This window comes from Brevundimonas sp. Root1279 (genome assembly GCF_001425945.1).
Lineage (GTDB): Bacteria > Pseudomonadota > Alphaproteobacteria > Caulobacterales > Caulobacteraceae > Brevundimonas.
Genome location: NZ_LMEB01000005.1, coordinates 18,840 through 44,943 on the forward strand (window position 1 = coordinate 18,840; position 26,104 = coordinate 44,943).

The following is a 26,104-nucleotide window of genomic DNA, read 5'->3' on the forward strand; positions in this document are numbered from 1 at the left end:
GCCCGTTCGATGTCCCTGATCCTGACCGAAGAGCAGACCATGCTGAAGGAGGCCGCGGACGGCTTCCTGAGCGAGAACGCGCCGATCGCGCATCTGCGGAAGCTGCGGGACTCCAACGACGCCGACGGGGTGTCGCGGGAGCTGTGGCGGGCGTTCGGCGAGATGGGGTTCGCCGGGGTGGTCATCCCGGAGGAGCACGGCGGCTCGGGTCTCGGCGCGGTCGAGGCGGGGGTGGTGGCCGAGGCGCTGGGGCGGACGCTGACGCCGTCGCCCTTCCTCGGCTCGGGGGTGCTGTCGGCGACGGTGCTGAAGGGCGGCTCGGCCGAGCAGCAGGCGGCCTGGCTGCCGCGCATCGCGGCGGGCGAGGCGATCGTGTCGCTGGCGGTGGATGAAGGCGCCAAGCATGCGCCGGCGCGCATCGCCACCGTGGCCGAGCGCTCGGGCAACGGCTTTAAGCTGAACGGGGCCAAGGGCTTCGTGCTGGACGGCCATGTCGCCGACGCCCTGATCGTGGCGGCCCTGACCGAGAACGGCCTGACCCTGTTCCTGGTCGATCCGAAGACGGTCGGGGTCGACATCGAGCGGACGGTGATGGTCGATGCGCACAATGCGGCGCGGGTGACGCTGACCGACGTCATGGTCGATGCGGACGCGGTGATCGGGTCGGTCGACGGCGGCGAGCGGCTGCTGGAATCGGCGTTGGACCTGGGCCGGGCCTGCGCGGCGGCGTCGCTGACCGGGGCGGGCGACCAGGCTTTCCAGGTCACGCTGGAGTACCTGCGCACCCGGAAACAGTTCGGCAAGCTGATCGGCGAGTTCCAGGCGCTGCAGCATCGCGCGGCGCATCTGTTCTCGGAGATCGAGATCGCGCGGGCGGCGACGATGGGCGCGCTGACGGCGCTGGACGCGGGCCGCGAGGATGCGCCGCTGGCGGTCTCAGTGGCCAAGGCCAAGGCCGGGCGCGTCGCCGAACTGGCGGTGCAGGAGGCGGTGCAGATGCACGGCGGCGTCGGCATGACCGACGAGTTCGACGTCGGCCTGTTCATGAAGCGGGTGCGGGTGCTGAACGAACTGCTGGGCGATGCGGGCTTCCATCACGAGCGGATGGCGGCGAGCCAGGGGTTCTGATGCGGCCTTGTCCTTCTCCCGATGGGAGAAGGTGGCGCGAAGCGCCGGATGAGGGTCGGCTGCTTCGGTCGCCGTGAGGCGTCGCAGGGGACGCCGCCGCGGCTTTGCCGAATGCCAGCGATCGACCCTCACCCTTGAGCGCAAGGACGACGGCTGCGCCGCCGTGCGCTCAAGCCCTCTCCCATTGGGAGAGGGACCGCGTTACACCCGGGGCAGGGAGACCAGCACATGACGCGAGCCAACGCGCCTCAGTATATGCCGGGGTTCGGCAATCACTTCTCGACCGAGGCTGTCGCCGGGGCGTTGCCGGAGGGGCGGAACTCGCCGCAGAAGACGCCGATGGGGCTGTACGCCGAGCAGCTGTCGGGGACGGCGTTCACGGCGCCGCGGACGGAGAACCGGCGCTCGTGGCTGTATCGCCTGCGGCCGTCGGCGCAGCACCCGGCCTACAAGCCGTTCTCGCAGGGACTGGTGCGTTCGGGGCCGTTCCATGAGGCGCCGCCGAGCCCGAACCGGATGCGCTGGGATCCGCTGCCGATGCCGAGCGAGCCGACCGACTGGGTCGAAGGGCTGGTCACCTATGGCGGCAATGGCGACGCCGAGGCGGGGATCGGGACGGGCATCCATCTGTACGCGGCCAACCGGTCTATGACGAACCGGGTCTTCTACTGCGCCGACGGCGAGCTGCTGATCGTGCCGCAGCTGGGCGAGCAGGCTTTCGTCACCGAGATGGGCCGCATCGACGCACGGCCGGGCGAGATCGTGGTCATCCCGCGCGGGGTGCGTTTCCGGGTGGAGTGCGCCGGGCCGATCCGGGGCTATGTCTGCGAGAACTACGGCGCCGCCTTCCGCCTGCCGGACCTGGGCCCGATCGGCTCGAACGGCCTGGCCAACCCGCGCGACTTCCAGACCCCGGTCGCCTGGTATGAGGACGTCGACCGGTCGACCGAGTGCGTGCAGAAATTCGGGGGGCGGCTGTACAGCACGACCTTTGATCACAGCCCGCTCGACGTGGTCGGCTGGCACGGCAACAACGCGCCCTACAAGTACGACACGGCCCGGTTCAACACGATCGGGACGGTCAGCTTCGACCATCCGGATCCGTCGATCTTCACGGTGCTGACGTCGCCGAGCGACACGCCGGGGACGGCCAACTGCGACTTCGTCATCTTCCCGCCGCGCTGGATGGTGGCCGAGGACACCTTCCGGCCGCCGTGGTTCCACCGCAACGTGATGAGCGAGTTCATGGGGCTGGTGACGGGCGAGTACGACGCCAAGGAGGGCGGCTTCGCCCCCGGGGGCGCCAGCCTGCACAATTGCATGAGCGGCCACGGGCCGGACCAGGCCAGCTATGACAAGGCGGTGGCCGCGGAACTGAAGCCGGTGAAGATCGCTGACACCCTGGCCTTCATGTTCGAGACCCGCATGCCGATCCGCACCACCGAATGGGCGCAGACTGCGCCGACGATGCAGCTCGACTACGACGACGTCTGGACCGGGTTCGAAAAGGGCCAAGTGAAATGAAACGACTGCTGATCGCCTGCGCCGCCCTCATGGCGGCCGCCTGCCAGCCGATGCCGGCGGCGGAGAACGGCCGGACGGATCTGGCCGAGACGGCGGTGCAGTCGCCGGCGAGCGGCGGCGAGGTCTCGGGCCTGAGCGCGACCGAGTGCGCGGCGCGCGGCGGCAAGATGATCCCCCAGGGCCGGATGCAGACCGAGCGCTGCGTGGTCTCCTATGCGGATGCGGGCAAGCGCTGCACCGACGGCGACGACTGCCTGGGCGACTGCCGGATCGAGGACGTGACGGCGGCGTCGCAGGCCTGGCAGGCCGCGGTCGGCCAGTGCCAGGCCAACTCCAGCCGCTTCGGCTGCTATACGACGGTCGAAGGCGGCAAGGCCGAAGCCACGATCTGCGTCGACTGATCCCCGGATGACCCTGGCTGAGATCGCCGTCCTGCTGGGCCTGAACCTGGCCTTGATCCTGGCGGTCATGGTGGGGCTGTGGGGTGTCTCGCTGCGCCTGAGGGACGTCAGCTTCATCGACGCGGTCTGGCCGACGGGCATGGTGCTGCTGGCGCTGGCGACCTTGGTGCGGACGGAGGGGGACGGAACGCGCAAATGGCTGCTGGTCTGGCTGTGCGCGGTCTGGGGCCTGCGGCTGGGCTGGCACCTGTTCCTGCGGTGGCGGGCCAACGGGTCCGACCGGCGCTATGAGGAGATCATCGCCGGCCAGCAGGAGGCGCGTGGATGGTCGTTCGCACGCGTCGCCCTGCTGTACGTCTTCCTGCCGCAGGCGGTTCTGCTGTGGCTGACCTGCCTGCCGGTGCAGCTGGGTCAGGTCGACTACATGCCGGCGGTGGGCTGGGTCGGCTGGGCCGGGGCCGTGTTGGCGGTGATCGGCATCGCCTTCGAAAGCATCGGCGACTCCCAGCTGAAGCATTTCCGCGCCGACCCGGCCAACAAGGGCAAGGTGCTGGACACCGGCCTGTGGCGCTGGACGCGGCACCCGAACTATTTCGGCGACGCCTGCGTCTGGTGGGGGCTGTGGCTGATCGCGGCCGAGACCGGGGCGGGGCGATGGGCGATCGTGGGCCCGCTGTTCCTGACCTTCACCCTGACCCGCTGGTCGGGCATCGGCATCAGCGAGAAGGGCGCCGAGGACCGGCGGCCGGGCTATGCGGACTATGTGGCGCGGACGAGCGCCTTCATTCCGTGGCCGCCCAAGAAGCAGGCCTGAACGAAGAACCCCCGCCGCGCAGGGCGCGACGGGGGCTGACCTTTCCGAATACCGCCCGGGGTCATGACCCCCGGGGGACGTCCGCGGCTTAGTGGGCCGGGGTCGTGGCCGGGGCGGCCGGGGCGGCCGGGTCGCTCGGCGAGGTGTTCGGGGTGTTGGCCGTGGTCATGCCGCCATCGGCGTTGCCGGCTTGCTGCTCGACGCGGTCGGCTTCGGCGTTGAGGGCGGTTTCCTGGGCTTCGGTCGGCGCAGCGGCGGCCTGCTCTTCCAGAGCGTCAGCCTTCACTTCAGCGGCCTTGTCGGCTTGGCTTTCGCAAGCGGCGACGCCGGCGAGGGCGAAGGTGGCGGCGGCGGCGATGATCAGTTTACGCATGGGGGTGTCCCTTCCAAGTGGAGACCCGATAACGCCGCGGATCACTTTGGGTTCACGCCGGTGTGATAAATTATCGCGGGGCCGTCACCGGGGGCGTGATCGGGGGAGGAAGGGTCGAGGGACGAGGGTCGAGGGTTGGGGGAAGTCAATTCGACCGGGTAGGTCGCCCTAGCTTGGAGGCGAGCCGGGCGAATTTTTTTCCTCGCCCCTCGCCCCTCGCCCCTAGAACTCAGCCGGCCTCGGCGAACGCCACCCGAGCCGCGCCCAGGAGCGCCGCGTGCTTGTGCAGGATCACGTGGGTCGGGATGGCCGCCATATAGTCCTGGAAGCGGCCCTTGCGCTCGAAGCGCTCGCGGAAGGGGCTGGCCTGGAGGAAGGGCAGGATGCGAGGCGCAATGCCGCCTGCGATGTAGACGCCGCCGCGCGCGCCGGTGGTCAGGGCGATGTCGCCGGCCACGGCGCCGAGAATAGCGCAGAAGCGGGCCAGCGTGGCGCCGCAGTGGCCGCGCGGATCGTCCAGGGCTTCCTGGGTGATCTGGGCCGGGTCGTCGATATGGGTCTCGCGTCCGTCGATCTCGGCCAGGGCGCGGTGCATGTTGAGCAGGCCTGGGCCGCAGATCAGGCGCTCGATCGAGACGCGGTCATAGCGGCGGCGCAGGATGCGCAGGATCTCGTCCTCGATCGGATCGCCCGGGGCGAAGCAGGCGTGGCCGCCTTCGCTGGGCATGGCGACCTCATTGCCGCGGATGTCGCGCACCAGGGCCGAGACGCCGAAGCCGGTGCCCGGGCCGAGAACGGCGATGGCCGAGTGGGGATCGCCCTCTTCGGGGCCGCCCAGCGAGGCCAGTTCGTTCGCGGGGACGGCGGGCGCCCCCCAGGCCAGGGCCTCGAAGTCGTTGATCAGCCGCACCGGGTCCAGGCCGAGCGTGCCCAATTCCTTCTCGGAAACGCGCCAGGGCGAGTTGGTCAGGTCGATCTCGCCGTCGGTGACGGGGCCGGCCACGGCGATGACGCCCGACGTCGGCTTGACGTCGCAGCCGTCGATGAAGGCCTTCACGCCCCCGAGGAAGGTCGGGTGCTCGGACGCCGGGAAGGCGCGGTGATGCTCGAGCACCGGCTTGCCGTTGACCATGTGGGCGATGGCGAAACGGGCGTTGGTGCCGCCGACGTCGCCGACGAGGAGAGTCTTGTCCCAGGTCACGGTCATGAGCCTTCCTGTATCCCTGTGGTGCGCCGGGCTCGCCCGCGGGCGGTCCGGTCTAGTTTCAGCTGGCGTTGCATCAGGCGTCGACCGTGCGGTCGACCAGATTGGGGTCGGGCGGGGTGTCGATGCTGGACTCGAGGCCGGTCGGGGCGACGAAGCAGACCGAAGCCCCTTCCTCGGCGGTCGAAACCAGGTGGCGGAAGGCCCCGAACAGCTCGCGGCCATAGCCCCAGGCCGAGCCGCTGGCGTGGGCGGGGGTGCGGCGCGCGGCCGGGCGGGCGATCAGGCCGGAGACGCCGACCGTCCTGAGCACGCCGGTCTCGGCGTCGAGGCGGATGATGTCGCCGTCCTGGACATGGGCCAGGGGGCCGCCGGCGAGGGCCTCGGGGCTGACGTGGATGGCGGCGGGGGTCTTGCCCGAGGCGCCCGACATGCGGCCGTCGGTGACGAAGGCGACCTTGAAGCCCTTGTCCTGCAGGACGCTGAGGGCGGGCGACAGGCTGTGCAGTTCGGGCATGCCGTTGGCGCGCGGACCCTGGAAGCGCAGGACGACGACCACGTCGCGGTTCAGCCGGCCTTCCTTGAAGGCCAGCAGGGCGTCTTCCTGGGACTCGAAGACGGCGGCGGGGGCCTCGACGATGCGGTTCTCCGGCTTGACCGCCGAGACCTTGATCACCGCGCGGCCGAGGTCGCCGTCGAGGAGGCGCAGGCCGCCGTCCTTCTGGAACGGGTCGGAGGCCGGACGCAGGATGTCGCGGTCGAGGCTCTCCGCCACGCCGTCGCGCCAGACCAGCTCGCCGTCCACGAGCGAGGGCTCCTGGAAGTAGTGATGGATGCCGCGGCCCATGACGGTGACGACGTCCGAGTGGATGATGCCCGCCTGGGCCAGTTCGCGGGTCACGAAGGCGACGCCGCCGGCGGCCTGGAAGGCGTTCACATCGGCCGAGCCGTTGGGATAGACGCGGGCCAGCAGCGGGGTGGCCGAGCTGAGTTCGTCCATGTCGGTCCAGTTGATCAGCACCCCGGCTGAGCGGGCCATGGCGATCAGGTGGATGGCGTGATTGGTCGAGCCGCCGGTGGCCAGCAGGGCGACGATCATGTTGACGATCGACTTCTCGTCGACGACCTCGGCCATGCGGCATTCGCCGGTGCGGCCCAGTTCGACCGCGCGCTTGGCGGCGGCGGCGGTGAGGGCGTCGCGCAGGCCGGTCTCGGGATGGACAAAGGCGGTCGAGGGCAGGTGCAGCCCGACGATCTCCATCATCATCTGGTTCGAGTTGGCGGTGCCGTAGAAGGTGCAGGTGCCGGGCGAGTGGTAGCTGCCGATTTCGCTTTCCAGCAGGGTCTGACGGTCGACCTGGTTCTGGGCGTAGAGGGCGCGGACGCGGGCCTTCTCGGCGTTGGGAATGCCCGAGGGCATGGGGCCGGCCGGGGCGAAGATCACCGGCAAGTGGCCGAAGGCCAGGGCGCCCATGAACAGGCCGGGCACGATCTTGTCGCAGACGCCGAGCATCAGGCCGGAGTCGAAGGCGTCATGGGTCAGGGCGACGCCAGTGGACATGGCGATGACGTCGCGGCTGAACAGCGACAGCTCCATGCCCGGACGACCTTGGGTGACGCCGTCGCACATGGCCGGGACCCCGCCGGCGACCTGGGCCGTGGCGCCCATCTCGCGCGTCGCGGCGCGGACGATCTCGGGGAAGCGCTCGAACGGCTGGTGGGCCGAGAGCATGTCGTTGTAGGCGGTCACCACGCCGACGTTGGGCTGTTTGCCGCCCATGGCGGTCAGCTTGTCGGCCACGGTCTGGCCGGCGAAGGCATGAGCCCAGTTGGCGCAACTGAGCTTGGCGCGGCCGGGGGTGTTCTGCAGGGCGGCGTCCATGCGGCGCAGGTAGTCGGCGCGGGTCTGGCGGCTGCGCTCGATGATGCGCTCGGTGACGCGGGCGATGGTCGGGTGCAGCGGGGGCGGGGTGAACGGCATCAGGCTTTCTCCGTCCAAACGACCTCGAGGGGGACCTTGGCGGCGATCAGGGCGGCGATGGGGGTGACGGCGGGATCGCCGACGGCCTCGCGCTCGAACACCTCGCGCTTCTTCGCGCCGGTGAGGGCCAGGACGACGCGTCGGGCCTGGGCCAGATAGGGCAGGTTGAGCGACAGGCGCTCGAGGCTGGGGGCCAGGCCGTCGCGGCCGGCGGGAACGCCGAGCACGGTCGGCGTCAGGGCGGGGGACAACAGGGTCTTCAGCGTCGGGCTGTGCGGGAACATGGAGCAGATATGGCCATCCTCCCCCATGCCGAGAAGGACGGCGTCGAGGCCGGGGCCTTCGGCGGCGAGGGCGTGGGCGGCGATGGCCGCGGCGCGGTCGACGGTCACGGCCGGATGGTACAGCGGCACGAAGCGGGCCGCCGCGGCCGGGCCGGCCAGCAGGGTCTGCTTCATCAGGGCCGCGTTGGAGTCCGGCGAGGTCTCGGGCACATAGCGCTCGTCGACGAGGGTGACGGCGACACGGGACCAGTCGAGGTCGGTCTGAGCCAGACGGCGATAGATGGGCGAGGGCGTCGAGCCGCCGGCGCCGGCGAAGACGGCGCGGCCGGTTTCCTCGATCGCGGCGCGCAGGCTGCCTGCGAGCCGGTCGGCGCAGGCCTCGGCCCAGGCGGCGCCGTCGGTGTGGGTTTCGATGGTGAGGTCAGGCATCCGACGAATTCCAGGCCCGTCCCGTGCGGGACAGCAGGAAGTCGGCGGCCTCGGGGCCCCAGGTTCCGGCGACGTATTCCTGCGGCTTCACATGGCCGTCGGCCCAGGCTTCGGAGACCTCGTCGACCCATTTCCAGGCCTGTTCGGCCTCGTCGCGGCGGACGAACAGGGTGGAGTCGCCGTGCAAAGCGTCGAGCAGCAGCCGCTCATAGGCGATGCGGCGGCGCGGCGGCTTGGCGCGGCGGTCGTTCTGGCCCCAGGAAAGGCTCATCTTGATCGGCTGCAGCTGCATGCGCTGATCCAGGCCGGGGCGCTTGTTCATCACCGACAGGGAGATGTCTTCCTCGGGTTGCAGCTCGATGACCAGGCGGTTGGCCTGAACGTCGCCGCCGCGACCGTCGAAGATCGAGTGCGGCACCGGCTTGAACTGGATGACGATCTCGGTGCGCTTCTCGGGCAGGCGCTTGCCGGTGCGCATGAAGAAGGGCGTGCCGGCCCAGCGCCAGTTGTCGATGTCGGCGCGAATGGCGACGAAGGTCTCGGTGTCCGAGTCCTGGCCGCGCTCCTCGTCATAGCCCTTGGCCGGCTTGCCTTCGCTCTGGCCGGACACGTACTGGCCGCGCACCGTGACCCGCTCGGCCTCCTCGTGGGTGATGGGGCGCAGGGAGCGCAGCACCTTGACCTTCTCGTTGCGCACCGAGTCCGGATCGAGGTCCGACGGCGGCTCCATGGCCACCAGGCACAGCAGCTGCAGCATGTGGTTCTGCAGCATGTCCCGCAGGGCGCCGTACTCGTCATAGTACGGCCAGCGGTCGCCGACGCCGACCGTTTCCCCGACCGTGATCTGGACGTGGTCGATCGACAGGTTGTTCCAGAGCGGCTCGAAGATGGTGTTGCCGAAGCGCAGGGCGATCAGGTTCTGGACCGTCTCCTTGCCGAGGTAGTGGTCGATGCGGAAGACCTGGCTCTCGGCGAAGGCGTGGCCGACGGCGTCGTCGATCTCGCGGAAGGATTTCAGGTCGCGGCCGATCGGCTTCTCCAGCACCACGCGGTCGCTCGGGCGAGCCAGGCCGACGGCCTTCAGGGCGGTGACGATGCGGCCGTAGAGCGAGGGCGAGACGGCCAGGAAGGACGTCGCCGGGCCGTCGCCGACCTTGTCCGCGAGCGGCTTGAGGCTGTCGGCGCTGGTGGCGTCCACGGCGAGGTAGTCGAGGCGGGCGTCGAACTTTTTCCAGGCGTCCTCGGACCAGACGTCGTCAGCCTTGGCCTTGCTCTCGACCGAGGCGCGGACCTTGGCGACATATTCGTCGCGGCTCTCGTCGGAGCGGGCGGCGCCGATGATCTTCAGCCCGTTCGGCAGCAGGCCGTCGTGCTCGAGGAAATAGAGCGAGGGCAACAGCATCCTCATGGCGAGGTCGCCGCCGCCGCCGAACAGCACAAGGGCCGCCATCGGTGCTCCTTCTCTCTTTTCCCAGCTTAGCCGGGAGGTTGTTTGGCCGCTTCCGCCCGTTGAGCCAACACGTCGAGGACGTCCTGAAACACCATGTGACGGCTGCGGAGCAGCACCAGCAGGTGATAGACCAAATCCGCGGCTTCCGATGCGAGTTCCGTATCCGGCCCGGCGGCCCCGGCCAGGGCGGTCTCGACGCCCTCCTCGCCGACCTTCTGGGCGGCGCGCTTGGGGCCCTCGGCGAGCAGACGGGCGGTCCAGCTGGAGGCCGGGTCGGCGGCGGCGCGGGCGGCGATAGTCGCCTCCAGCCGGGCGATGCGGCCGAGGCCGGGCGCGTCGTCCTCGCCGAAGCAGCTGATGCGGTTGAGGTGGCAGGCGTTGGCGACCGGGCGGACCTTGAGCACCAGGGCGTCGGCGTCGCAGTCGGGGGTGATCGAGACGACATGCAGCCGATCGCCCGAGGTCTCGCCCTTGCGCCAGCGCCCGCCGCGCGAGCGCGAGAAGAAGGTGGCTTCGCCGGAGGTGATGGTCTCCTCGAGGGCCGCGCGATCCATATAGGCCAGGGTCAGCACCTGCAGGGTGGCGGCGTCCTGGACCACGACGGGGATGAGGCCGTCGCCCTTCTGGAAATCCAGATCTTCAACTTTCAGCATGTTTCACCGTGCATCCCGGCGAATGCCGGGTTTCATGTCTTTCAGGTCTGACGCCAGCGTCAGGCAGGGCTGGTTCGCCACGAAGGACACGAAGACGGCACGAAGAACACGAAGGGGCCGCTTCCTGGCTCCGCTCCCGTCGTGCCCTTTGTGGTCCTTGGTGTCCTTCGTGACGAACCAGCAGGCGGTTGGGCGGGATCGCAATGAAGCCCGGCTCGCGCCGGGATAAGCGGCTCGGGGTCTCACAGTCGCACCTCCACGCCAGCAGCATTCAGAAAGGCCTTGAGATCGGGGATGGGCAGGGTCCCGGTGTGGAAGACGCTGGCGGCCAGGGCGCCCGAGACGTCGGCCTGTTCGAAGACCTCCTGGAAATGCTCGGCCGAGCCGGCGCCGCCCGAGGCGACGAGGGGGATGGTGAGCACCGCGCGGGCGGCGGCGAGCTGGGCGATGTCGTAGCCGCGGCGGACGCCGTCCTCGTCCATGCAGTTGAGCACGATCTCGCCGGCGCCGAGGGCCTGCGCCTCGACGATCCAGTCGAGCGTGCGGCGGCCGGCGGCGCGGCTGGCGTCGGGCGAGCCGGTGTACTGGTGGACCACCCAGTCGTCGCCGGAGGCCTTGGAGTCGACGCCGACGACGACGCACTGCGAGCCGAGGCGGTCGGCCATTTCGGCGATCAGCTCGGGGCGTTCCAGGGCCGGGGAGTTGATGGAAACCTTGTCGGCGCCGTGGTCGAGGCAGCGGGCGGCCTGGTCGACCGAGCGAATGCCGCCGGCGACGCTGAACGGGATGTCGAGCAGGCGGGCGATGTCGCGGACCCAGCCGTAGTCGAGGGTGCGGCCCTCGGGACTGGCGGCGATGTCGTAGAAGACCAGTTCGTCGGCGCCCTGGTCTCGGTAGCGGGCCGCCAGCTCGGCGGCGTCGCCCATGTCGGCGTGCCCCTGGAACCGGACGCCCTTCACGACGCGGCCGTCCTTGACGTCCAGGCAGGGGATGATGCGCCGCGCCGTCATGCGCGGGCCGCCTCGAGGGCGTCCTCGAGGGTGAAGCGGCCCTCGTACAGAGCGCGGCCGACGATGACGCCGCAGGCCCCGACCGAGCGGGCGCCGGTCAGGTCGGAGAGGTCGGCGACGCCGCCCGAGGCCTGCAGCCAAAGGTCGGGGCGGCGCTGGTGGATCTCAGCCAGCAGGTCGAGATTGGGGCCGGTGAGGGCGCCGTCGCGGCCGACGTCGGTGACCAGCAGGTGCTTGGCCGTCCCGGCCGGATAGCGGTCGAGGGCGGCCCACAGGTCGACCGCTGCGGCCTCGGTCCAGCCCTTGAGGGCCGGGACCCAGCGCTCGCCGTCGGCCTTGACGTCGATGGCGAGGGTCAGGCGGTCGGGGCCGAAGCGGTCGAGCCAGCTGAGCACGGTCTCGGGCTGAGACACGGCGAGGGAGCCGACCACGACGCGGGCGACGCCGGCGTCGAGCAGGGCCTGGACGTCGTCGGCCGAGCGGACGCCGCCGCCCGACTGGATGCGGATGTCGATGGCCGCGGCGAGCTCGCCGATCAGCCGGTGCTGCATGGCCCGGCCGGCCTCGGCGCCGTCGAGGTCGACGATGTGGGCCCAGTCGGCGCCGGCGGCGGCGAAGGCGGCCAGGCGCGCGGCCGGGTCGTCGTCATAGCGGGTGACGGCGTCGAAGCGGCCGTGCATCAGCCGCACGCAGACGCCGTCCTTCAGGTCGATGGCGGGGTAGAGGATCACGCCTCGATCTCCAGGAAGTTTTTGAGGATACGCGCGCCGGCCTCGGCGGAGCGCTCGGGGTGGAACTGGCAGCCCCAGCGGTTGGCGCTGCGGACCACGGCTGGGACCGGGCCGCCGTAGTCGGCGCGGGCGAGCGTGGCGGGGCCGTCGGGGCAGAGGTAGCCGTGCACGAAATAGGCCCAGCTTCCCTCGTCGACGCCGTCGAGCAGGGGGTCGGCGCGGTCGATCGCCAGCCGCGACCAGCCCATGTGCGGCACCGGCAGCCCGGGGCCGGGCTCGAGCCGGCCGACGCGGCCGGGGATGAGGTCGAGCAGGGGCGTGCCGCCGCCCTCGTCGCTGTCGGCGAAGAGCAGCTGCTGGCCGAGGCAGACGCCGAGCAGGGGGCGGGGGAAGGCGCGGATGGGGTCGACCAGACCGAGGTCGGCGAGCCGGCCCATGGCGTAGCCGGCTTGGCCGACGCCGGGCAGGATCAGCCGCTCGGCCTCGGCGACCTCGATCGGGTCGTCGGTCAGACGCACGGTCGCGCCGAGCCGTTCGAGCGCGAACTGCACCGAGGCGACGTTGCCGGCGCCGTAGGAGAGGACGGTGACGTCACTCATCGGCCGGCCCCACCCCTTTCACCGCTCATCCCGGCGAATGCCGGGATCCAGATCCTGAGGCGCGAAGGGCGGGTGAGGCGGGCGGCGCCTGTGCAACGACAGTCGGAGTCATGCCATCTGGGTCCCGGCATTCGCCGGGATGAACGGAGAAAGCTGGGCATCTTCACAGCACCCCCTTGGTGCTGGGCACGGCCTCGCCCTCGACGCGGATGGCCTGACGCAGGGCGCGGCCGAAGGCCTTGTAGACGGCCTCGGTCTTGTGGTGGTCGTCGTCGCCGGTGACCGAGACATGGACCGCCGCGCCGAGGTGCTCGGCGAGCGAGCGGAAGACGTGGGCGGTCAGGTCGGTGCGGTAGTCGCCGATGAAGGGGGTGTCGAAGCTGCCCTCGAACACCGGATAGGGCCGGCCGGACAGGTCGATCGACACGGTCGCCTTGGCCTCGTCCATGGGCAGGACGAAGCCGTATCGGGCGATGCCGCGGCGCTCGCCGAGAGCCTGCTTCAGGGCCTGGCCCAGCGCGATGGCGCTGTCCTCGATGGTGTGGTGCGGATCGGTGTGCAGGTCGCCCTCGCAGGCCAGGCGCAGCGAGAAGCCGCCGTGCTGGGCCACCTGCTCGAGCATGTGGTCGAAGAAGCCGACGCCGGTGGCGATCAGGATCGGGCCGGGCGCGTCGAGGTCGACGGCGCAGACGATGCGGGTCTCTTTCGTGTCACGGACCGCCTGGCCGGTGCGGTTCGGGCGCGCCGGCGACGGGGCGAGGTCGAGCGCGGCGAGCAGGCGGTCGTTGACCTCTGGCCGGGCCGAGACGGGCAGGCGCAGGCGATCGCCGGCGGGCTCGGCGGCGACGCCGTAGCGGGCCAGGGCGGCGAGGACGCCGTCGAGGTCGACGGGCCTGGCCATGATCACCGGGCCGACGCCGGGATCGAGCCGCATCTCGCGGGACAGGGCCTTGGCCAGTCGCTCGCGCTCGCGGCGGACGGCGGCGATGCGCTCGCGGGTCTCGATCAGCCGCGACGGGTCGAGCGCCTGCAGGGCCAGGCGCACCGAGACCTGCGGCAGGGCGTAGGGCTCGAGCACGGCGGCGAGGCGGGCGAGGGTTTCGGGCTGGGCCAGGGCGGCCCCGACGCGGGCGCCGGCCAGGCCATAGGCCAGCGACAGGCTGCGCAGGACGACGAGGTTGGGCTGGTCGTCGATAACAGTCGCGGCGGAGGGCGCGTCGGCGAACTCGGCCAGGCCCTCGTCGACGACGAGCAAGGCGGGGGCGACGCGACCGGCCATCTCGGCCACGGCCTCGGGCGAGCCGAGGGCGCGGACGATGACGGCGCCGCGGGCCGCGCCGGCGGCGTAGAGGGCGGCCAGGGCCCGGTAGGGCTCGGCGTCGGGCGCCTCGACCGAGAGGCCGTCGCGGGCGCAGAGGCGGAAGACCAGCTCCAGCCCATGGGTCAGGCCGCGCACGGGCAGCACCCGGTCGGCCGGGACGGCGTAGACTTCGGCCAGGCGGGCGGCCAGGGCGCGGGGCTCGTCCGGATAGCGGTCGAGTCCCTCGCCGCCGGAGACCAGCGGGGCGAAGGGGGCGGGGAGGTTCGAGATCATCCCTGATCGGCCCTCAGGTCGGCGGCGCGGGCGTGGGCTTCGAGGCCCTCCAGCCGGGCCAGGCGGGCGGCGACGGGGGCCAGCTGCCGAGCCCCGGCCTCGCTGGCCATCTGGATGGTCATGGAGGTCATGAAGCTGGCGGTGGTGACGCCGCCGAGGGTGCGGGCGGCGCCGTCGGTGGGCAGGACGTGGCTCGGCCCGGCGGCGTAGTCGCCGAGGGTCTCGGCGGCGTTGGCCCCGACGAAGACGGCGCCGGCGGCCGAGATCAGGGCGACCAGCTCGCCGGCGTCCTCGGTCTGGATGGCCAGGTGCTCGGGGCCGTAGAGGTTGGCGACCTCGCAGGCCTGGGCGGCGCTCTCGACCAGGATGGCGCGGCCCTCGGCGAGGGACAGGCGGGCGATGTCGGCGCGGGGCAGGCCGTGCAGCTGCAGCGTGACCTCCGCGAGGATGGCCTCGAGGTTGGCGCGGCTCTCGGAGACCAGCAGGACCTGGGCGTCGGTGTCGTGCTCGGCCTGGCTGAGCAGGTCGGCGGCGGCGAGCACCGGGTCGGCGTCGCGGTCGGCGATGATCAGCAGCTCCGACGGGCCGGCGGGCATGTCGACGGCGGGACCGCCGGGCAGGGCGGCGGCCTGCTTCTTGGCCTCGGCGACCCAGGCGTTGCCCGGACCGAACAGCTTGTCGACCGGCTGGATCTCGCCGTCGTCGAAGGCGGCGCCGAAGGTCAGGGCGGCGATGGCCTGGGCCCCGCCGAGCAGCCAGAGCTCCTCGAGCCCGGCCTCGTCGGCGGCGACGATCATGGCGGGGTGAGGCTCGCCGTCCCCCGAGGGCGGGGTGACGGCGATGCGCCGGCCGACGCCCGCCACCTGGGCCGGGATGGCCAGCATCAGCAGGGAAGAGAACAGGGGGGCGGTGCCGCCGGGGACGTAGAGGCCGGCCGAGCGGATCGGTCGCCAGGCGAGCTGGGACAGGACGCCGGGCGTGGTCTCGATGAAGGCGCTGTCCTCCGGCCGGGTGGCCTGGTGGAAGATGCGCACATTCTCCGAAGCGATGCGGATGGCGTGGGTGGCCGAGGGCGGCAGGGCGCGGCGGGCGGCGGCGACCGCGTCGGCCGTCACGGCGATGCGGCGCGGGGCGTAGCCGTCGAGCTTGCGGCTCCAGTCCGAGACGGCGGCGGCGCCGCGGGCCTGCACATCGTCGAAGATCTCGCGCACCACGTCGCCGACGGCGGCGTCGCTGCGGCGGGGCGGGCGGGCGAGGGCGTTGCGGCGACCCTCAGCGTCGAGGCTGTTCCAGTCGATCAGTCGCATTACATCATCTTCTCGATCGGCAGGACGAGGATGGCCGAGGCGCCGACGGCCTTCAGCTTTTCGAGGGTCTCCCAGAACACCGCCTCCTGGCAGACGGCGTGGACGGCGACGGCGTCGTCGCGGCCGGCCAGGGGGATGACGGTCGGGGATCCGGCCCCGGGGAGGATGGCGGTGATCTTGTCGAGCGCCGAGCGCGGGGCGTTGAGCATGACGTATTTGGCGCCCTGAGAGGCGACCACGCCGGCCATGCGCTCGATGATGCTGTCGAGCAGGTCGGTCAGGCCGGGCTCGGCCGGGACCGGCGAGCGGATCAGGACGGCCTGGCTGTCGAGCACGGTCTCGCGGGCGGCCAGACCGTTGGCCTCGAGCGTGGCGCCGGTGGAGACCAGGTCGCAGATGGCCGACGCCAGCTTGAGCCGGGGCGCGACCTCGACGGCGCCGCGCATGGTGACGATGTCGGCGCTGACCCCTTCGGCCGCCAGGTAGCGGTTGAGAATGCGGGGATAGGAGGTGGCGATGCGCAGGCCCTCCAGCGAGGCGGGACCGGCATAGTCGAGCGTCGGCGGCACGGCGATCTTGAGGGTGCAGCGGCCGAAGCCGAGCGGCATGACCACCTCGGCCACGGGCCCGCCGTTGCGGCCTTCCTCCAGTACGTTCTCGCCGACGATGCCGAGATCGCAGACGCCGTCGGCGACGAAGGTCGGGATGTCGTCGTCGCGCACCCGCAGCAGGTCGATCGGATAGTTCTCGACCCGGTAGAGCAGGTCGTTGTTGCCCTTCACCACGCGCAGGCCCGCGTCGCGGACGAGGTCGAGGCTGCGGTCGGCGAGACGGCCGGACTTCTGGACGGCGATGCGCAGGCGCCCCTGGACGGTGCTCATGAGCGGGCTCCCGCGCCGAGACGGTCGAGCACCAGCCGATAGCCCTGGTGCGGCATCTCCTTGAGGAAGCGGGCCACGCGCACGACCGTGGTCGGGCTGGCCTGGGCCTCGGCGGCGATCTCGCGATAGGACTTGCCGCCGGCGTCGAGCAGGCGGGCCACCTCCCAACGCTCGGCGAAGGCGCGGACCTCGGCGGGGGTGCACAGGTCGGCCAGGAAGGCGTCGACCTCGTCAGGCGTCTTCAGCGACAGCAGGGCGTCGTACAGCGCCAGGCGGCTGCGCGCGGTCGCGGCGGCGTTTCGGGGGAGGGAGTCGATCATGCGCGTTCCACTATGGTGTAACAGTGGAACGGTCAAGAGGCCGATGTCAGCCAGACCCGCTCTCGAACGGCGCGGGGCCGCGCCCGTCGCTGTCGAGCTGATCGACGAGGCGAGCGTGGTGCTTTGCCACGGCGGCGCGGGCCGAGGCGATCTGCTCGGGAATGGATTCTGAGACGGCGACGGCCTCATCCTCGGTGAAGGAAACGGTCTCTGGGGGCAGGCTCATGCGGATGCTGACTAAGGCGACGGACTTGGCGACGGGGAGGTCAGGCGCGCCAACCGGGGTTCCGTCCAAAATGTTTCCTGACGAATCCGGGTTTTCGGCCGGGCGTGTTTCACCTACCTCAGCCTCATGGCGAACAGAGTGGTCATCATCGGCGCGGGGCATGCAGGCGGGACGGCCGCCGCCCTGCTGAGGCAGTACGGGCACGAGGGGCCGATCCTGCTGGCCGGCGAGGAGCCTGCCGCGCCCTATCAGCGGCCGCCGCTGTCCAAGGCCTGGCTGAAGGGCGAGGCCGACCTCGAAGCGCTGCTGCTGCGGCCCGAGAGCTTCTACGCCGAGCACGACATTGACCTGCGCACCGGGGTGACGGCGACGGCGATCGATCCGGTCGCCAAGACCGTGACCTTCGCCGACGGAACGGTGGAGCCGTACGATTTCCTGATCCTGGCCACCGGTTCGACGGCGCGCAAGCTGGCCCTGCCGGGCGCGGATCGGCCCGACCTGCTGGAGCTGCGCACCCTGGCCGACGCCGAGCGGCTGAAGGCGGTGCTGGCTCCCGGCAAGCGGCTGGCGGTGGTCGGCGGCGGCTATGTCGGACTGGAGGCGGCGGCCTCGGCCCAGGCCCTGGGGGCCGAGGCGGTGGTCATCGAGCGGATGGACCGGGTGCTGGCCCGGGTGGCGTCGCAGACCCTGTCGGACTTCTTCACCGCCTATCACCGGGCGCGCGGCGTCGAGATCCTGACCGCGGCCGAGGTGACGGGGTTCGAGCCCGAAGGGGTGCGGCTGGCGGACGGGAGGCTGGTCAGGGCGGACGCCGTGCTGGTCGGGGTCGGGGCCCAGGCCTGCCTGGCGCTGGCGACGACGGCCGGTTTGGCTTGTCAGAACGGCGTGGTGGTGGACGAGACGGCGCGGACCTCGGATGCGAACATCTGGGCTATCGGCGACGTCACCTGGCGGCCCGTCCCGGTCCACGAGGGCCGGATGCACCGGCTGGAAAGCGTTCCCAACGCCCTGGAGCAGGCCAAGCAGGCGGCTTCGGCCATCGTCGGCCGCCCGGCCCCCGCCCACGAGGTGCCGTGGTTCTGGTCCGACCAGTATGACCTCAAGCTGCAAATCGCCGGGCTCCCCGACGACGCCGACCGGCAGGTGGTGCGCGGGGATCCAGCGAATACGGCGGACGGGGCCTCGCTGGCGGTGTTCCATCTGAAGGGCGACCGCATCGTCAGCGTCGAGGCGGTCAATGCGCCGACGGAGTTCATGGGCGGGCGACAGCTGATCCAGCGCGGCACGCCGGTGGACGTCGAGAAGCTGGCCGATCCGGCCGTGTCGATGAAGGCGGTGGCGACGGCCTAGGCCGCTGCGGTGGTCCGCGCCGCATCGGCAGGGCGGCCTTCTAGGCGGGCGATCAGGGCGTCGAGCGAGGACGGCCGGCCGATCAGGAAGCCCTGCGCCATGTCGCAGCCCATGGCCTGCAACAGGGCCAGGGCGGTCGGCGATTCCACCCCCTCGGCGGTGACGCGCAGGCCCAGGCCGTGGGCCAGGTCGATCGTCGATTTCACCAGCAGGCCGTCACGCGCCGACTGGTCGAGGCCGAGGATGAAGGCCTTGTCGATCTTAAGCTCGTCGGCGCGGATCCGCTTCAAATAGGCCAGGGACGACAGGCCCGAGCCGTAGTCGTCCAGCGAGACCGGAATGCCGGCGTCGGCGAAGCGCTCGACCAGACGCAGCGCCAGCTCGGGATTGGTCATCACCGCCGTCTCGGTGATCTCGAAGCAGAGGCGGGCGCGCGAGGCGGCGACCTCGGCCAGGGCCAGTTCGGCGAAACTGTCGTCGGCCAGCAGGCGGCCGGAGATGTTGATCGAGACGACCAGGTCGTGGCCGGCGGCGGCGAGGGCGCGCTGGCTGGCGCAGGCCTGGCGGACGACCCATTCGGTCAGCGGCCGGATGTGCCCGGTCTCTTCGGCCATGGCGATGAACAGGTCGGGCGGCACCTCGCCCCGGCGAGGGTGGGTCCAGCGCATCAGGGCCTCGACGCCGGTGATGCGCTGGGCGCGGAAGTCGTATTTCGGCTGGTAGGCCAGGGAGACTTCGCCGGCGGCCAGGGCGCTCATCAGTTCCGAGATCAGCGACAAATTGCCGGCCGGGTCGCCGTAGGCGGCGCGGTCGAACAGGGCGGCGGGTCGGCGGGCGGCGCGGGCCTGGTCGACGGCGACGGCGGCGCGATCGACGGCGGAGGTCAGGTCTCCGGCGCTGCCGGCCCGTCCGGCCACGCCGGCGGTCAGGGCGATGTCGACGGGGGCGCCGTTGACCGACACCGGGGCCTGGGCCTGTTCGGCGAGGCAGGCGGCCATGGACAGGGCTTGGGCGGCGTCGCGGGCGGGCAGGATCAGGCCGACCATGCCGGCGCCGACCCGAGCCACGGGCGCGCCGTCGGCCAGGGCGCTGAGCCGGCGGCCCAGCGCTGCGACCAGCCGGGCCATGGCGTCATAGCCGATGGCGCTGCGCACCACCTCGAAGCGTTCGATGCTGAACAGGGCGACCCAGCCGTCGCCGGCGCCCGCCAGACGCTCCAGCGCCAGGCGGTTGGGCAGGCCGGTCTCCTGGTCGTGCAGGGCCATGTGGGTCAGGCGCGCCTCGCGGTCGCGCAGGTCGCGGACCATGGCGTTGAAGCTGGCGGCGAGGCGGCCGATCTCATCGGCGGACGTGACCTCCGCCTCGGCGTGCTCGCCGCGCTGGAGCCGATGAACGGCTTCGTCGAGGGCGGCGATGGGGCGGGTCAGGTTGCGCGACAGATACCAGACGGCGGCGGCGGTCGCCGGGATGGCGACGGCGACGACTCCGCCCATCAGCTGGAGCAGGGCGCCGTCGGTCTCGGGCGTCGGGACCAGCAGGGCCGCGCCGACTCCGGCGAGGGCGACGGCGAAGAGACAGGTCAGCAGGAGGGTCAGGCGGGCACGAAGCGTGCGAAATCCGAGACCCTTGCCGGTCACGGCCGGGACTTCCGGACAGTCGGACCGCGCAGAGCGGAGCTGGGGACGCACGGGGCCATGCGCCAGCATCGCCGCTCAGGGTGAAGCACAGGTAAACCTTGTTCGTGGACCGGCGGACACAGGGCGGTGAATTGGTGAGAATGTGTCGCAATTTCGATTGCGGCGCGCGGCAAAGCTGCTAATGCGAACGCGTCGCAACTACAGCTGACGGACAGCCGCCATGACCTCCCGCGCCGACGCCCTCCGGGCTCTCCTCTTCGCTTCCAGCGCCGCCGGCATGCTGGTCGCCGGTCCCGCCCTGGCCCAGGCCGGACCGAGCGCCGATCCGCAGACGAATCCCCAGGACGCCGCCAACCTCGGCACCATCACGGTCGACGGCAAGGCGGTCGAGCGCGAGCCGCAGTCGCCGCAGTTCGTCGCTCCGCTGGTCGACACGCCACGCTCGGTGACCATCATCCCGCAACAGATCATCGAACAGACCGCGGCGACCTCGCTGCAGGACATCCTGCGCACCTCGCCGGGCATCACCTTCGGCGCCGGCGAAGGCGGGCAGCCGCTGGCCGACCGGCCATTCATCCGCGGACAGTCCTCGGGCAACAACATCTTCGTCGACGGCATCCGCGACACCGGCGGCCAGCAGCGCGAGGTTTTCAACCTCGAGCAGGTCGAGATCGTGAAGGGGCCGGACTCCGTCTATTCGGGCCGCGGCTCGGGCGGGGGCAGCATCAACCTGGCGTCCAAGTCGCCGCGCCTGAACGACTTCACCAACCTGGGCTTCGGCGTGGGCACGGATGGCTTCCTGCGCGCGACGATCGACCAGAACTGGAGCCTGGGCGAGAACGCCGCCCTGCGCTTCAACCTGATGGGCAATCAGGGCGACGTTCCCGGCCGCAACGCCGTCGACTACGACAAGTGGGGCCTGGGCCTGTCCGTGGCCGCCGGCCTCGGGACCCGCTCGACCGGGTCGTTCAGCTACTACCACCTGGATTCCAACCAGATGCCCGACTACGGCATCCCGCTCTACACCAAGCTGGGCGGGGCGACGGCGCCGCGGCCGGACCCGAGCGGCATCCTCGATGTGCCGTATGACAGCTTCTACGGCCTGACGGCGCGGGACTATCTGACCAATACGGTCGATACCTTCACCTTCGATTTCGAGCACAGCTTCAGCGACAACCTGACCATCCGGAACGTCAGCCGCTGGTCCGAGACGCTGAACGAATACATCGTCACCAACCCGGGCGACGGCGGCAATGCGCAGCTGGTGGGCGGCGAGTGGTGGATGAAGCGCGGCGCCAAGAGCCGCTGGAACCCGGTGACCACGATCGCCAACGTCACCGACCTGACCGGGTCGTTCTCGACCGGCGGCGTCCGTCACGACTTCAACGCCGGCGTCGAGCTGAGCCGCGAAAAGAACAGCAACGCCACCTATTCCACCTTCACCACCTCGGGTGCAGCCTGCCCGGCCGGCTTCACCATTCCGGCCGCGACCCTGCTGACCCTCGGCGCCGGCGACTGCACCCGCGTCTATGCGCCGACGCCGGATGATCCCTGGACCGGCGTGATCAACCGCGGCCCCATCAGCCGCAACACCACCGAGGCCATCGGCGTCTATGCGCTGGACAGCATCAGCCTGACCGACAAGTGGATCCTGAACTTGGGCCTTCGCTGGGACGACTATGCGGTCGAGGGCGTCAACGCCGTCTCGCCGACCCCGGCCCAGGCCAACGGCATCTGGGCGCCGGCGACCTTCGTTGAAGTGCCGCGCCGCGAGTGGGACTTCGTCAACTACCAGGTCGGCCTGGTTTACAAGCCGACCGAGGACTCCAGCCTCTACGTCTCCTACGCCACCGCCTCGACGCCGCCGACGATCTCGGCCGGCGACCAGAACGCCAGCGGCGGCACGGGCACGGGCAACCTGGTCGACACGGTGCTGGATCCGGAAGAAACCACCAGCTGGGAGCTCGGCGCCAAGGCCAATCTGTTCGGCGACCGCCTGGCGCTGTCGGCGGCGGCCTTCTGGCTGACGCGGGAGAACGCGGCCATCCTGGTCGACGTTGGCGTGTTCGAGCAGGCCGGCGAAGTCCAGGTCAACGGCGTCGAGCTGGGCGTCTCTGGCAACATCACCCGCGAATGGACCGTCTTCGGCGGTTACACCTGGATGAACTCGGAGCTGGTTGAGGCCGCGGGCACCGCGGTGGGAACGCCGCCGGTCTTCGTGCCCAACCCGCTGATCGGCCTGCCGCTGGCCAATACGCCGGAACACTCGGCCGGCCTGTTCACGACCTATCAGGTCCTGCCGAAGCTGAGCCTGGGCGGCGGGATCTACTACCAGTCGAAGAGCTACGGCGGGAACCAGGGCGGCGCCGGCGGCGGCGTCAACCGGATCTACGCGCCGTCGTGGACGCGCCTCGACCTGTTCGCATCGTACGACATCAACGACCGCACCACGCTGCAGCTGAACGTCCAGAACGCCACGGACGAGGAATACATCCTGCGCACCAACGGCGTGCACCACGCAGACCCGGCGCCGGCGCGGCAGGCTATCCTGACGCTGAATCTGCGCTACTGATCTCCCCGAAAGGGCTGGGGCCGCTTCGGCGGCTCCGGCCCCGCGGAGGGCCGAGCCATGCTGCTTCACATCCCGGGAGTGTTCACGCGGGACGAGGTCTCGACCTTGCGGGAGCGGCTGGACGCAGGGCCGTGGGCCGACGGCAACGCGACGTCGGGCCATCAGTCGGCGACCGCCAAGGTCAACCGGCAGCTGCCCGAGGACAGCGTCGAGGCGCGCGAGGTCGGCGGCCTGGTGCAGCAGGCGCTGAACGCCAATCCGATGTTCGTGTCCGCGGCGCTGCCCAAGACGATCTTCCCGCCACTGTTCAACGCTTACGAGGGCGGCGAGCATTTCGACGTCCACGTCGACAACGCCATTCGCCAGCGGGGCGACATCCGCATCCGCAGCGACCTGTCGGCGACTCTCTTCCTGTCCGAGCCCGAGGACTATGACGGCGGCGAGCTGATCATCGAGGAGATGTACGGGCCGCAGTCGGTCAAGCTGCCGGCCGGGGACCTGGTCCTCTATCCGTCCAAGAGCCTGCACCGGGTGACGCCGGTGACCCGCGGCAAGCGCGTGGCCAGCTTCTTCTGGCTGCAGAGCCTGGTGCGCGACGACGCCGACCGCGAGACCCTGTTCCGGCTCGACGTGGCCATCCAGCGGGTCAATGCGGACAAGGGGCCGAAGGACGCGGCGGTGCTGGAGCTGACGGCGGTCTATCACAACCTGCTGCGGCGTTGGGCCGAGGTCTGAGCCTTGTCGATCCGGCCCGCGACCGACGCCGACTGGCCCGCCATCTGGGCGGCCATGGAGCCCGCCGTGCGCGAGGGCGAGACCCTGGCCCTGCCGCGCGACACCACCTCTGAGCAGGGCCGCGCCTACTGGATGGCGCCGGCGCATGAGGTCAGCGTCGTCGAGATCGACGGCCGGGTGGCGGGGTCCAGCTTCCTGCGCCCGAACCAGCCGGGGGCGGGCAGCCACGTCGGCAACTGCGGCTATGTCGTCGCGCCGTGGGCGGCGGGTCGGGGCCTGGCTCGGGCCCTGTGCCGGCACACCCAGGAACGGGCCGTGGCGCGGGGCATGCGGGCGCTGCAGTTCAACATCGTGGTCTCGACCAACGTCCGCGCCGTGGCGGCCTGGGAGGGCGAGGGCTTCCACATCGCCGGGACCCTGCCGGGCGCCTTCCGGCGGCCGAACGGCGACTATGTCGACGCCTATGTGATGTTCAAAGCGCTGGTCTGAGCGGCGTCAGTAGACGTCGCGGCGGTAGCGGCCGGCCTCGGTGAGGGCGAGCAGGCGGTCGGCGCCGAGCGCGGCCTCCAGCGCCTCCTGCACGCCCTTGGACATGCCTTCCAGGCTGCCGCAGACGTAGATGGCCGCGCCGCGGTCGACCCAGCCGCGCAGGGCCCCGGCGTGCTCGGCGATCAGGGCCTGGACGTAGCGGCCGTCGCCGGGGTCGCGCGAGAAGACGCGGTCGAGGCGGGTCAGCAGACCCGAGGCGAGGTCCGCCTTCAACTCGGCGTCGAGGAAGGCGTCGTGGGCCTGGGTCCGCTCGCCGAACAGCAGCCAGGCGCCGCCGTGCGGGACGCCCGCGCGAGCTTTCCAGTGGGCGCGCAGGCCAGCCAGGCCCGTGCCGTTGCCGATCAGGATCAGCGGCGTCTCGGCGGACGGGCCGTGGAAGGCGCGGTTGGTGCGGATGCGCATGCCGACCTCGGCGCCGATCGGCAGCTCGCGGGTCAGCCAGCCGGAGGCCAGGCCGGGCGTGCCGTCGGGGGCGGTCATGCGGCGGACGATGAACTCGACGCGGCCGTCGGCGGGCAGGGAGGCGACCGAATACTCGCGGCTGCCGGGCGACGGATCGCCAGGCAGGCCGATCTCGGCGACGTCGCCGGCCACCCACCGGGGCGTGTGCCCGATCGGCTCGAAGGCCAGCAGATGGGCCTCGCCGCCGGGGCTTCCGGGGTTGAGGTGGCTGCGGGCGGCCAGGCGCCAGCGGTCGTAGGCGGGCGGGGTCCAGTCGGCCTGCAGGGCGTGTCCGGTGACAGCGCCGAGCTGGTGCTGCCAGTGGCGGATGGCGCCGGCGTCGCCGTTGTCGACCTCGACACGGTCGAACAGGGGCATGGCGCCCGAGCGCTGCAGCCAGGCGTCGAGCGCCCGGCCGAAGCCGCAGAAGCCAGCGTAGCTGGAGTCGCCCAGGGCCAGCAGGGCGTAGGACAGGCCGGTCAGGTCGGCGGGGGCCTTCATCTGCTTGCGGACGAACCACGACATCGCGTCCGGGGCGTCGCCTTCGCCGGTGGTCGAGGCGATGATCAGGACGCGGCCGGCGGCCTTGAGCTCGGCGGGTTCGAGGTCGCCGAGCAGGGCGACGCGGGCCGGAGCGCCGGCCTCGGCGAGGCTGCGGGCGGTCATCCAGGCCAGCTCCTCGGCCTGGCCGGTCTGGCTGGCGAAGGCGATGAGCAGGGTCTCGGCGCCGGGGCCCGGAGCCAGGGCGGCGGCGCGGGCTTGGGCGGCGCGGCGGGCCCGGGCGCGGGCCCAGACAACGGCGACGACGACGAGGAGCCATAGCGCCACGGCGACCGCCGCCCACAGCCAACGGATGGGGTCCTGGGTCACTCGCCCTCGTCGAGCATGGCCTGGAAGGCCGACGAGACGATCTCCGTCAGGCCGTCCTCGCCGCGCACCACGATGGCGGCGGCGAGACCGACGTAGTTGGCGAAGGCGAGGCCTTCCTCGGGTCCCATGACGGCCAGGGCGGTGGCCAGGGCGTCGGCGCGCATGGCCGTCTCGGCCAGGACGGTGACCGAGGCCACGCCGTTGTTGATCGGGCGACCGGTGCGGCCGTCGATCGTGTGGCTGTAGGCCTGGCCGTAGACCTCATAGGTCCGCACCCAGTCGCCGGAGGTGGCCACGGCCATGTCGAAGAGGGCGGCGACGGTGCGGCCGCCCGGGGCGCCGGGGGCCTGCTCCAGCTCGGCCCACCAGGGATGGCCGTCCCATTTGACCCCGGCGCCGCGCATTTCGCCGCCAACCTCGACCACATGGCTGTGGGCGCCAAGGGCGGTCAGGCGGTCGGAGACGCGGTCGACGGCGTAGCCCTTCGCGATGCCGGAGAAGTCGAGCTTGAGCCCGCCCATCTGCTGGACGGCGCGGGCCTCGCGGTTGAGGCGCAGCTTGAGCCAGCCGCTGACGGCCTGGGCCGCCTTGATCTCGGTTTCGTAGGGGGCGGTGGGGTTCTTGCCGAACGAGTCCAGCGGGCGCGGGCCGGGCGGGCCGAAGCCCCACAGGTCGACCAGGGCGCCGAGGGTCGGATCCACCGCGCCATAGGTGGCGTCGGCGAGGTCCAGCGAGGCGTCGAGCAGGGCCCAGAAAGGCTCTGAGACCTCGTAGAAACCCTCCGGCGCGGCGTTGAAGCGCGACAGTTCGGAGGTTTCGTCCCAGTGGCTGAACAGGGCGACGACCGCCGCCAGCTCATGCTCGATCTCGTCCTGGAAGAGGACGCGGCCGAGCTCGGGCGGCGGGATCAGCCGCACCGACCAGCTGGTGCCCATGGTCTCGCCGCGGAAGTCCCAGATCAGCTCTGACGCCGGCTTGCGCGGCATTCTGCCGTGGGTCGGGATGAGCACCCGGTTCTGCGCGCGCGGCGCCGCGTCGCCC

At 71.3% G+C, this 26,104-nt stretch carries 25 protein-coding genes; 8 read left to right on the forward strand and 17 right to left on the reverse strand.

What is annotated here, in order from left to right; translation table 11 throughout:
* Positions 1 to 9 precede the first annotated feature (9 nt).
* The 4 genes from ASC65_RS06080 (at position 10) to ASC65_RS06095 (ending at position 3,867) form a co-directional block, all read left to right on the forward strand.
* On the forward strand, positions 10 to 1,128 hold the full coding sequence (locus ASC65_RS06080) for an acyl-CoA dehydrogenase family protein (RefSeq protein ID WP_056450580.1): 1,119 nt from the start codon (positions 10 to 12) through the stop codon (positions 1,126 to 1,128).
* A gap of 228 nt (positions 1,129 to 1,356) precedes the next feature.
* The gene (gene hmgA, locus ASC65_RS06085) at positions 1,357 to 2,652 is read left to right on the forward strand and encodes a homogentisate 1,2-dioxygenase (protein WP_056450583.1); all 1,296 of its coding nucleotides are present in this window, start codon (positions 1,357 to 1,359) and stop codon (positions 2,650 to 2,652) included.
* The gene (locus ASC65_RS06090; RefSeq protein WP_056450586.1) at positions 2,649 to 3,053 is read left to right on the forward strand and encodes a hypothetical protein; all 405 of its coding nucleotides are present in this window, start codon (positions 2,649 to 2,651) and stop codon (positions 3,051 to 3,053) included. The genes hmgA and ASC65_RS06090 overlap by 4 nt, the downstream gene beginning before the upstream one ends.
* 7 nt (positions 3,054 to 3,060) lie before the next feature.
* Positions 3,061 to 3,867, forward strand: coding sequence for a DUF1295 domain-containing protein (locus ASC65_RS06095; RefSeq protein WP_056450589.1), 807 nt, complete (start codon positions 3,061 to 3,063; stop codon positions 3,865 to 3,867).
* Between the two features lie 88 nt (positions 3,868 to 3,955).
* Here the strand turns inward: ASC65_RS06095 and ASC65_RS06100 are convergent, their stop codons facing one another.
* The 14 genes from ASC65_RS06100 to ASC65_RS06165 all read right to left on the reverse strand — a co-directional run bounded on the left by ASC65_RS06100 (position 3,956) and on the right by ASC65_RS06165 (position 16,909).
* On the reverse strand, positions 3,956 to 4,240 hold the full coding sequence (locus ASC65_RS06100) for a hypothetical protein (protein ID WP_056450592.1): 285 nt from the start codon (positions 4,238 to 4,240) through the stop codon (positions 3,956 to 3,958).
* 229 nt (positions 4,241 to 4,469) lie between these two features.
* Positions 4,470 to 5,447 (reverse strand): glucokinase, encoded by a 978-nt coding sequence (glk, locus tag ASC65_RS06105; RefSeq protein ID WP_056450595.1) that lies wholly within the window; start codon positions 5,445 to 5,447, stop codon positions 4,470 to 4,472.
* A gap of 73 nt (positions 5,448 to 5,520) precedes the next feature.
* Complete coding sequence (gene edd, locus ASC65_RS06110; protein ID WP_056450598.1) at positions 5,521 to 7,425, reverse strand: phosphogluconate dehydratase; 1,905 nt, start codon at positions 7,423 to 7,425, stop codon at positions 5,521 to 5,523.
* Entirely contained in the window at positions 7,425 to 8,138 is a 714-nt protein-coding gene (gene pgl / locus ASC65_RS06115) for a 6-phosphogluconolactonase (RefSeq protein WP_056450601.1), read from the reverse strand. Before pgl ends, edd begins: the two co-directional genes overlap by 1 nt.
* Complete coding sequence (zwf, locus tag ASC65_RS06120) at positions 8,131 to 9,588, reverse strand: glucose-6-phosphate dehydrogenase (protein ID WP_056450604.1); 1,458 nt, start codon at positions 9,586 to 9,588, stop codon at positions 8,131 to 8,133. The genes pgl and zwf overlap by 8 nt, the downstream gene beginning before the upstream one ends.
* Before the next feature lie 26 nt (positions 9,589 to 9,614).
* Positions 9,615 to 10,241, reverse strand: a complete 627-nt coding sequence (gene hisIE / locus ASC65_RS06125; RefSeq protein WP_056450607.1) for a bifunctional phosphoribosyl-AMP cyclohydrolase/phosphoribosyl-ATP diphosphatase HisIE — start codon at positions 10,239 to 10,241, stop codon at positions 9,615 to 9,617.
* Between the two features lie 242 nt (positions 10,242 to 10,483).
* Complete coding sequence (gene hisF, locus ASC65_RS06130) at positions 10,484 to 11,251, reverse strand: imidazole glycerol phosphate synthase subunit HisF (protein ID WP_056450610.1); 768 nt, start codon at positions 11,249 to 11,251, stop codon at positions 10,484 to 10,486.
* On the reverse strand, positions 11,248 to 11,982 hold the full coding sequence (gene hisA, locus ASC65_RS06135; RefSeq protein ID WP_056450613.1) for a 1-(5-phosphoribosyl)-5-[(5-phosphoribosylamino)methylideneamino]imidazole-4-carboxamide isomerase: 735 nt from the start codon (positions 11,980 to 11,982) through the stop codon (positions 11,248 to 11,250). Before hisA ends, hisF begins: the two co-directional genes overlap by 4 nt.
* Positions 11,979 to 12,581 (reverse strand): imidazole glycerol phosphate synthase subunit HisH, encoded by a 603-nt coding sequence (hisH, locus tag ASC65_RS06140; RefSeq protein ID WP_056450616.1) that lies wholly within the window; start codon positions 12,579 to 12,581, stop codon positions 11,979 to 11,981. Before hisH ends, hisA begins: the two co-directional genes overlap by 4 nt.
* Before the next feature lie 163 nt (positions 12,582 to 12,744).
* Positions 12,745 to 14,175 (reverse strand): imidazoleglycerol-phosphate dehydratase HisB, encoded by a 1,431-nt coding sequence (hisB, locus tag ASC65_RS06145; RefSeq protein ID WP_056450619.1) that lies wholly within the window; start codon positions 14,173 to 14,175, stop codon positions 12,745 to 12,747.
* Positions 14,172 to 15,482: a histidinol dehydrogenase gene (hisD, locus tag ASC65_RS06150; protein WP_056450623.1), complete on the reverse strand. Its 1,311-nt coding sequence runs from the start codon at positions 15,480 to 15,482 to the stop codon at positions 14,172 to 14,174. The genes hisB and hisD overlap by 4 nt, the downstream gene beginning before the upstream one ends.
* The gene (hisG, locus tag ASC65_RS06155; RefSeq protein ID WP_056450626.1) at positions 15,482 to 16,363 is read right to left on the reverse strand and encodes an ATP phosphoribosyltransferase; all 882 of its coding nucleotides are present in this window, start codon (positions 16,361 to 16,363) and stop codon (positions 15,482 to 15,484) included. The genes hisD and hisG overlap by 1 nt, the downstream gene beginning before the upstream one ends.
* Positions 16,360 to 16,683, reverse strand: coding sequence for a YerC/YecD family TrpR-related protein (locus tag ASC65_RS06160; RefSeq protein WP_056450628.1), 324 nt, complete (start codon positions 16,681 to 16,683; stop codon positions 16,360 to 16,362). The genes hisG and ASC65_RS06160 overlap by 4 nt, the downstream gene beginning before the upstream one ends.
* A gap of 46 nt (positions 16,684 to 16,729) precedes the next feature.
* Positions 16,730 to 16,909, reverse strand: coding sequence for a hypothetical protein (locus tag ASC65_RS06165; RefSeq protein WP_156459577.1), 180 nt, complete (start codon positions 16,907 to 16,909; stop codon positions 16,730 to 16,732).
* A 126-nt stretch (positions 16,910 to 17,035) separates the two neighbouring features.
* Here ASC65_RS06165 and ASC65_RS06170 point away from each other — a divergent pair, with 126 nt between their 5' ends.
* The gene (locus ASC65_RS06170; RefSeq protein WP_056450632.1) at positions 17,036 to 18,259 is read left to right on the forward strand and encodes an NAD(P)/FAD-dependent oxidoreductase; all 1,224 of its coding nucleotides are present in this window, start codon (positions 17,036 to 17,038) and stop codon (positions 18,257 to 18,259) included.
* Here the strand turns inward: ASC65_RS06170 and ASC65_RS06175 are convergent.
* Positions 18,256 to 19,896, reverse strand: coding sequence for a putative bifunctional diguanylate cyclase/phosphodiesterase (locus tag ASC65_RS06175; protein WP_056450636.1), 1,641 nt, complete (start codon positions 19,894 to 19,896; stop codon positions 18,256 to 18,258). The genes ASC65_RS06170 and ASC65_RS06175 overlap by 4 nt on opposite strands.
* 220 nt (positions 19,897 to 20,116) lie before the next feature.
* Here ASC65_RS06175 and ASC65_RS06180 point away from each other — a divergent pair, with 220 nt between their 5' ends.
* Genes ASC65_RS06180 through ASC65_RS06190 form a run of 3 tightly spaced genes read left to right on the forward strand, consistent with a single transcriptional unit; the run spans position 20,117 to position 23,692 of the window.
* The gene (locus tag ASC65_RS06180) at positions 20,117 to 22,468 is read left to right on the forward strand and encodes a TonB-dependent receptor (protein ID WP_056450639.1); all 2,352 of its coding nucleotides are present in this window, start codon (positions 20,117 to 20,119) and stop codon (positions 22,466 to 22,468) included.
* A 57-nt stretch (positions 22,469 to 22,525) separates the two neighbouring features.
* Positions 22,526 to 23,203 carry a Fe2+-dependent dioxygenase gene (locus ASC65_RS06185; protein ID WP_056450641.1) on the forward strand — a complete coding sequence of 226 codons (678 nt, stop codon included), beginning with the start codon at positions 22,526 to 22,528 and terminating at the stop codon, positions 23,201 to 23,203.
* 3 nt (positions 23,204 to 23,206) lie between these two features.
* Complete coding sequence (locus tag ASC65_RS06190) at positions 23,207 to 23,692, forward strand: GNAT family N-acetyltransferase (protein ID WP_056450644.1); 486 nt, start codon at positions 23,207 to 23,209, stop codon at positions 23,690 to 23,692.
* Between the two features lie 6 nt (positions 23,693 to 23,698).
* Here ASC65_RS06190 and ASC65_RS06195 read toward each other — a convergent pair whose 3' ends face one another.
* Together ASC65_RS06195 and ASC65_RS06200 are read right to left on the reverse strand one after the other, a co-directional pair.
* Positions 23,699 to 25,063, reverse strand: coding sequence for a sulfite reductase subunit alpha (locus tag ASC65_RS06195; protein WP_056450646.1), 1,365 nt, complete (start codon positions 25,061 to 25,063; stop codon positions 23,699 to 23,701).
* Entirely contained in the window at positions 25,060 to 26,049 is a 990-nt protein-coding gene (locus tag ASC65_RS06200) for an FAD:protein FMN transferase (protein WP_156459578.1), read from the reverse strand. The genes ASC65_RS06195 and ASC65_RS06200 overlap by 4 nt, the downstream gene beginning before the upstream one ends.
* Between the last annotated feature and the right edge of the window lie 55 nt (positions 26,050 to 26,104).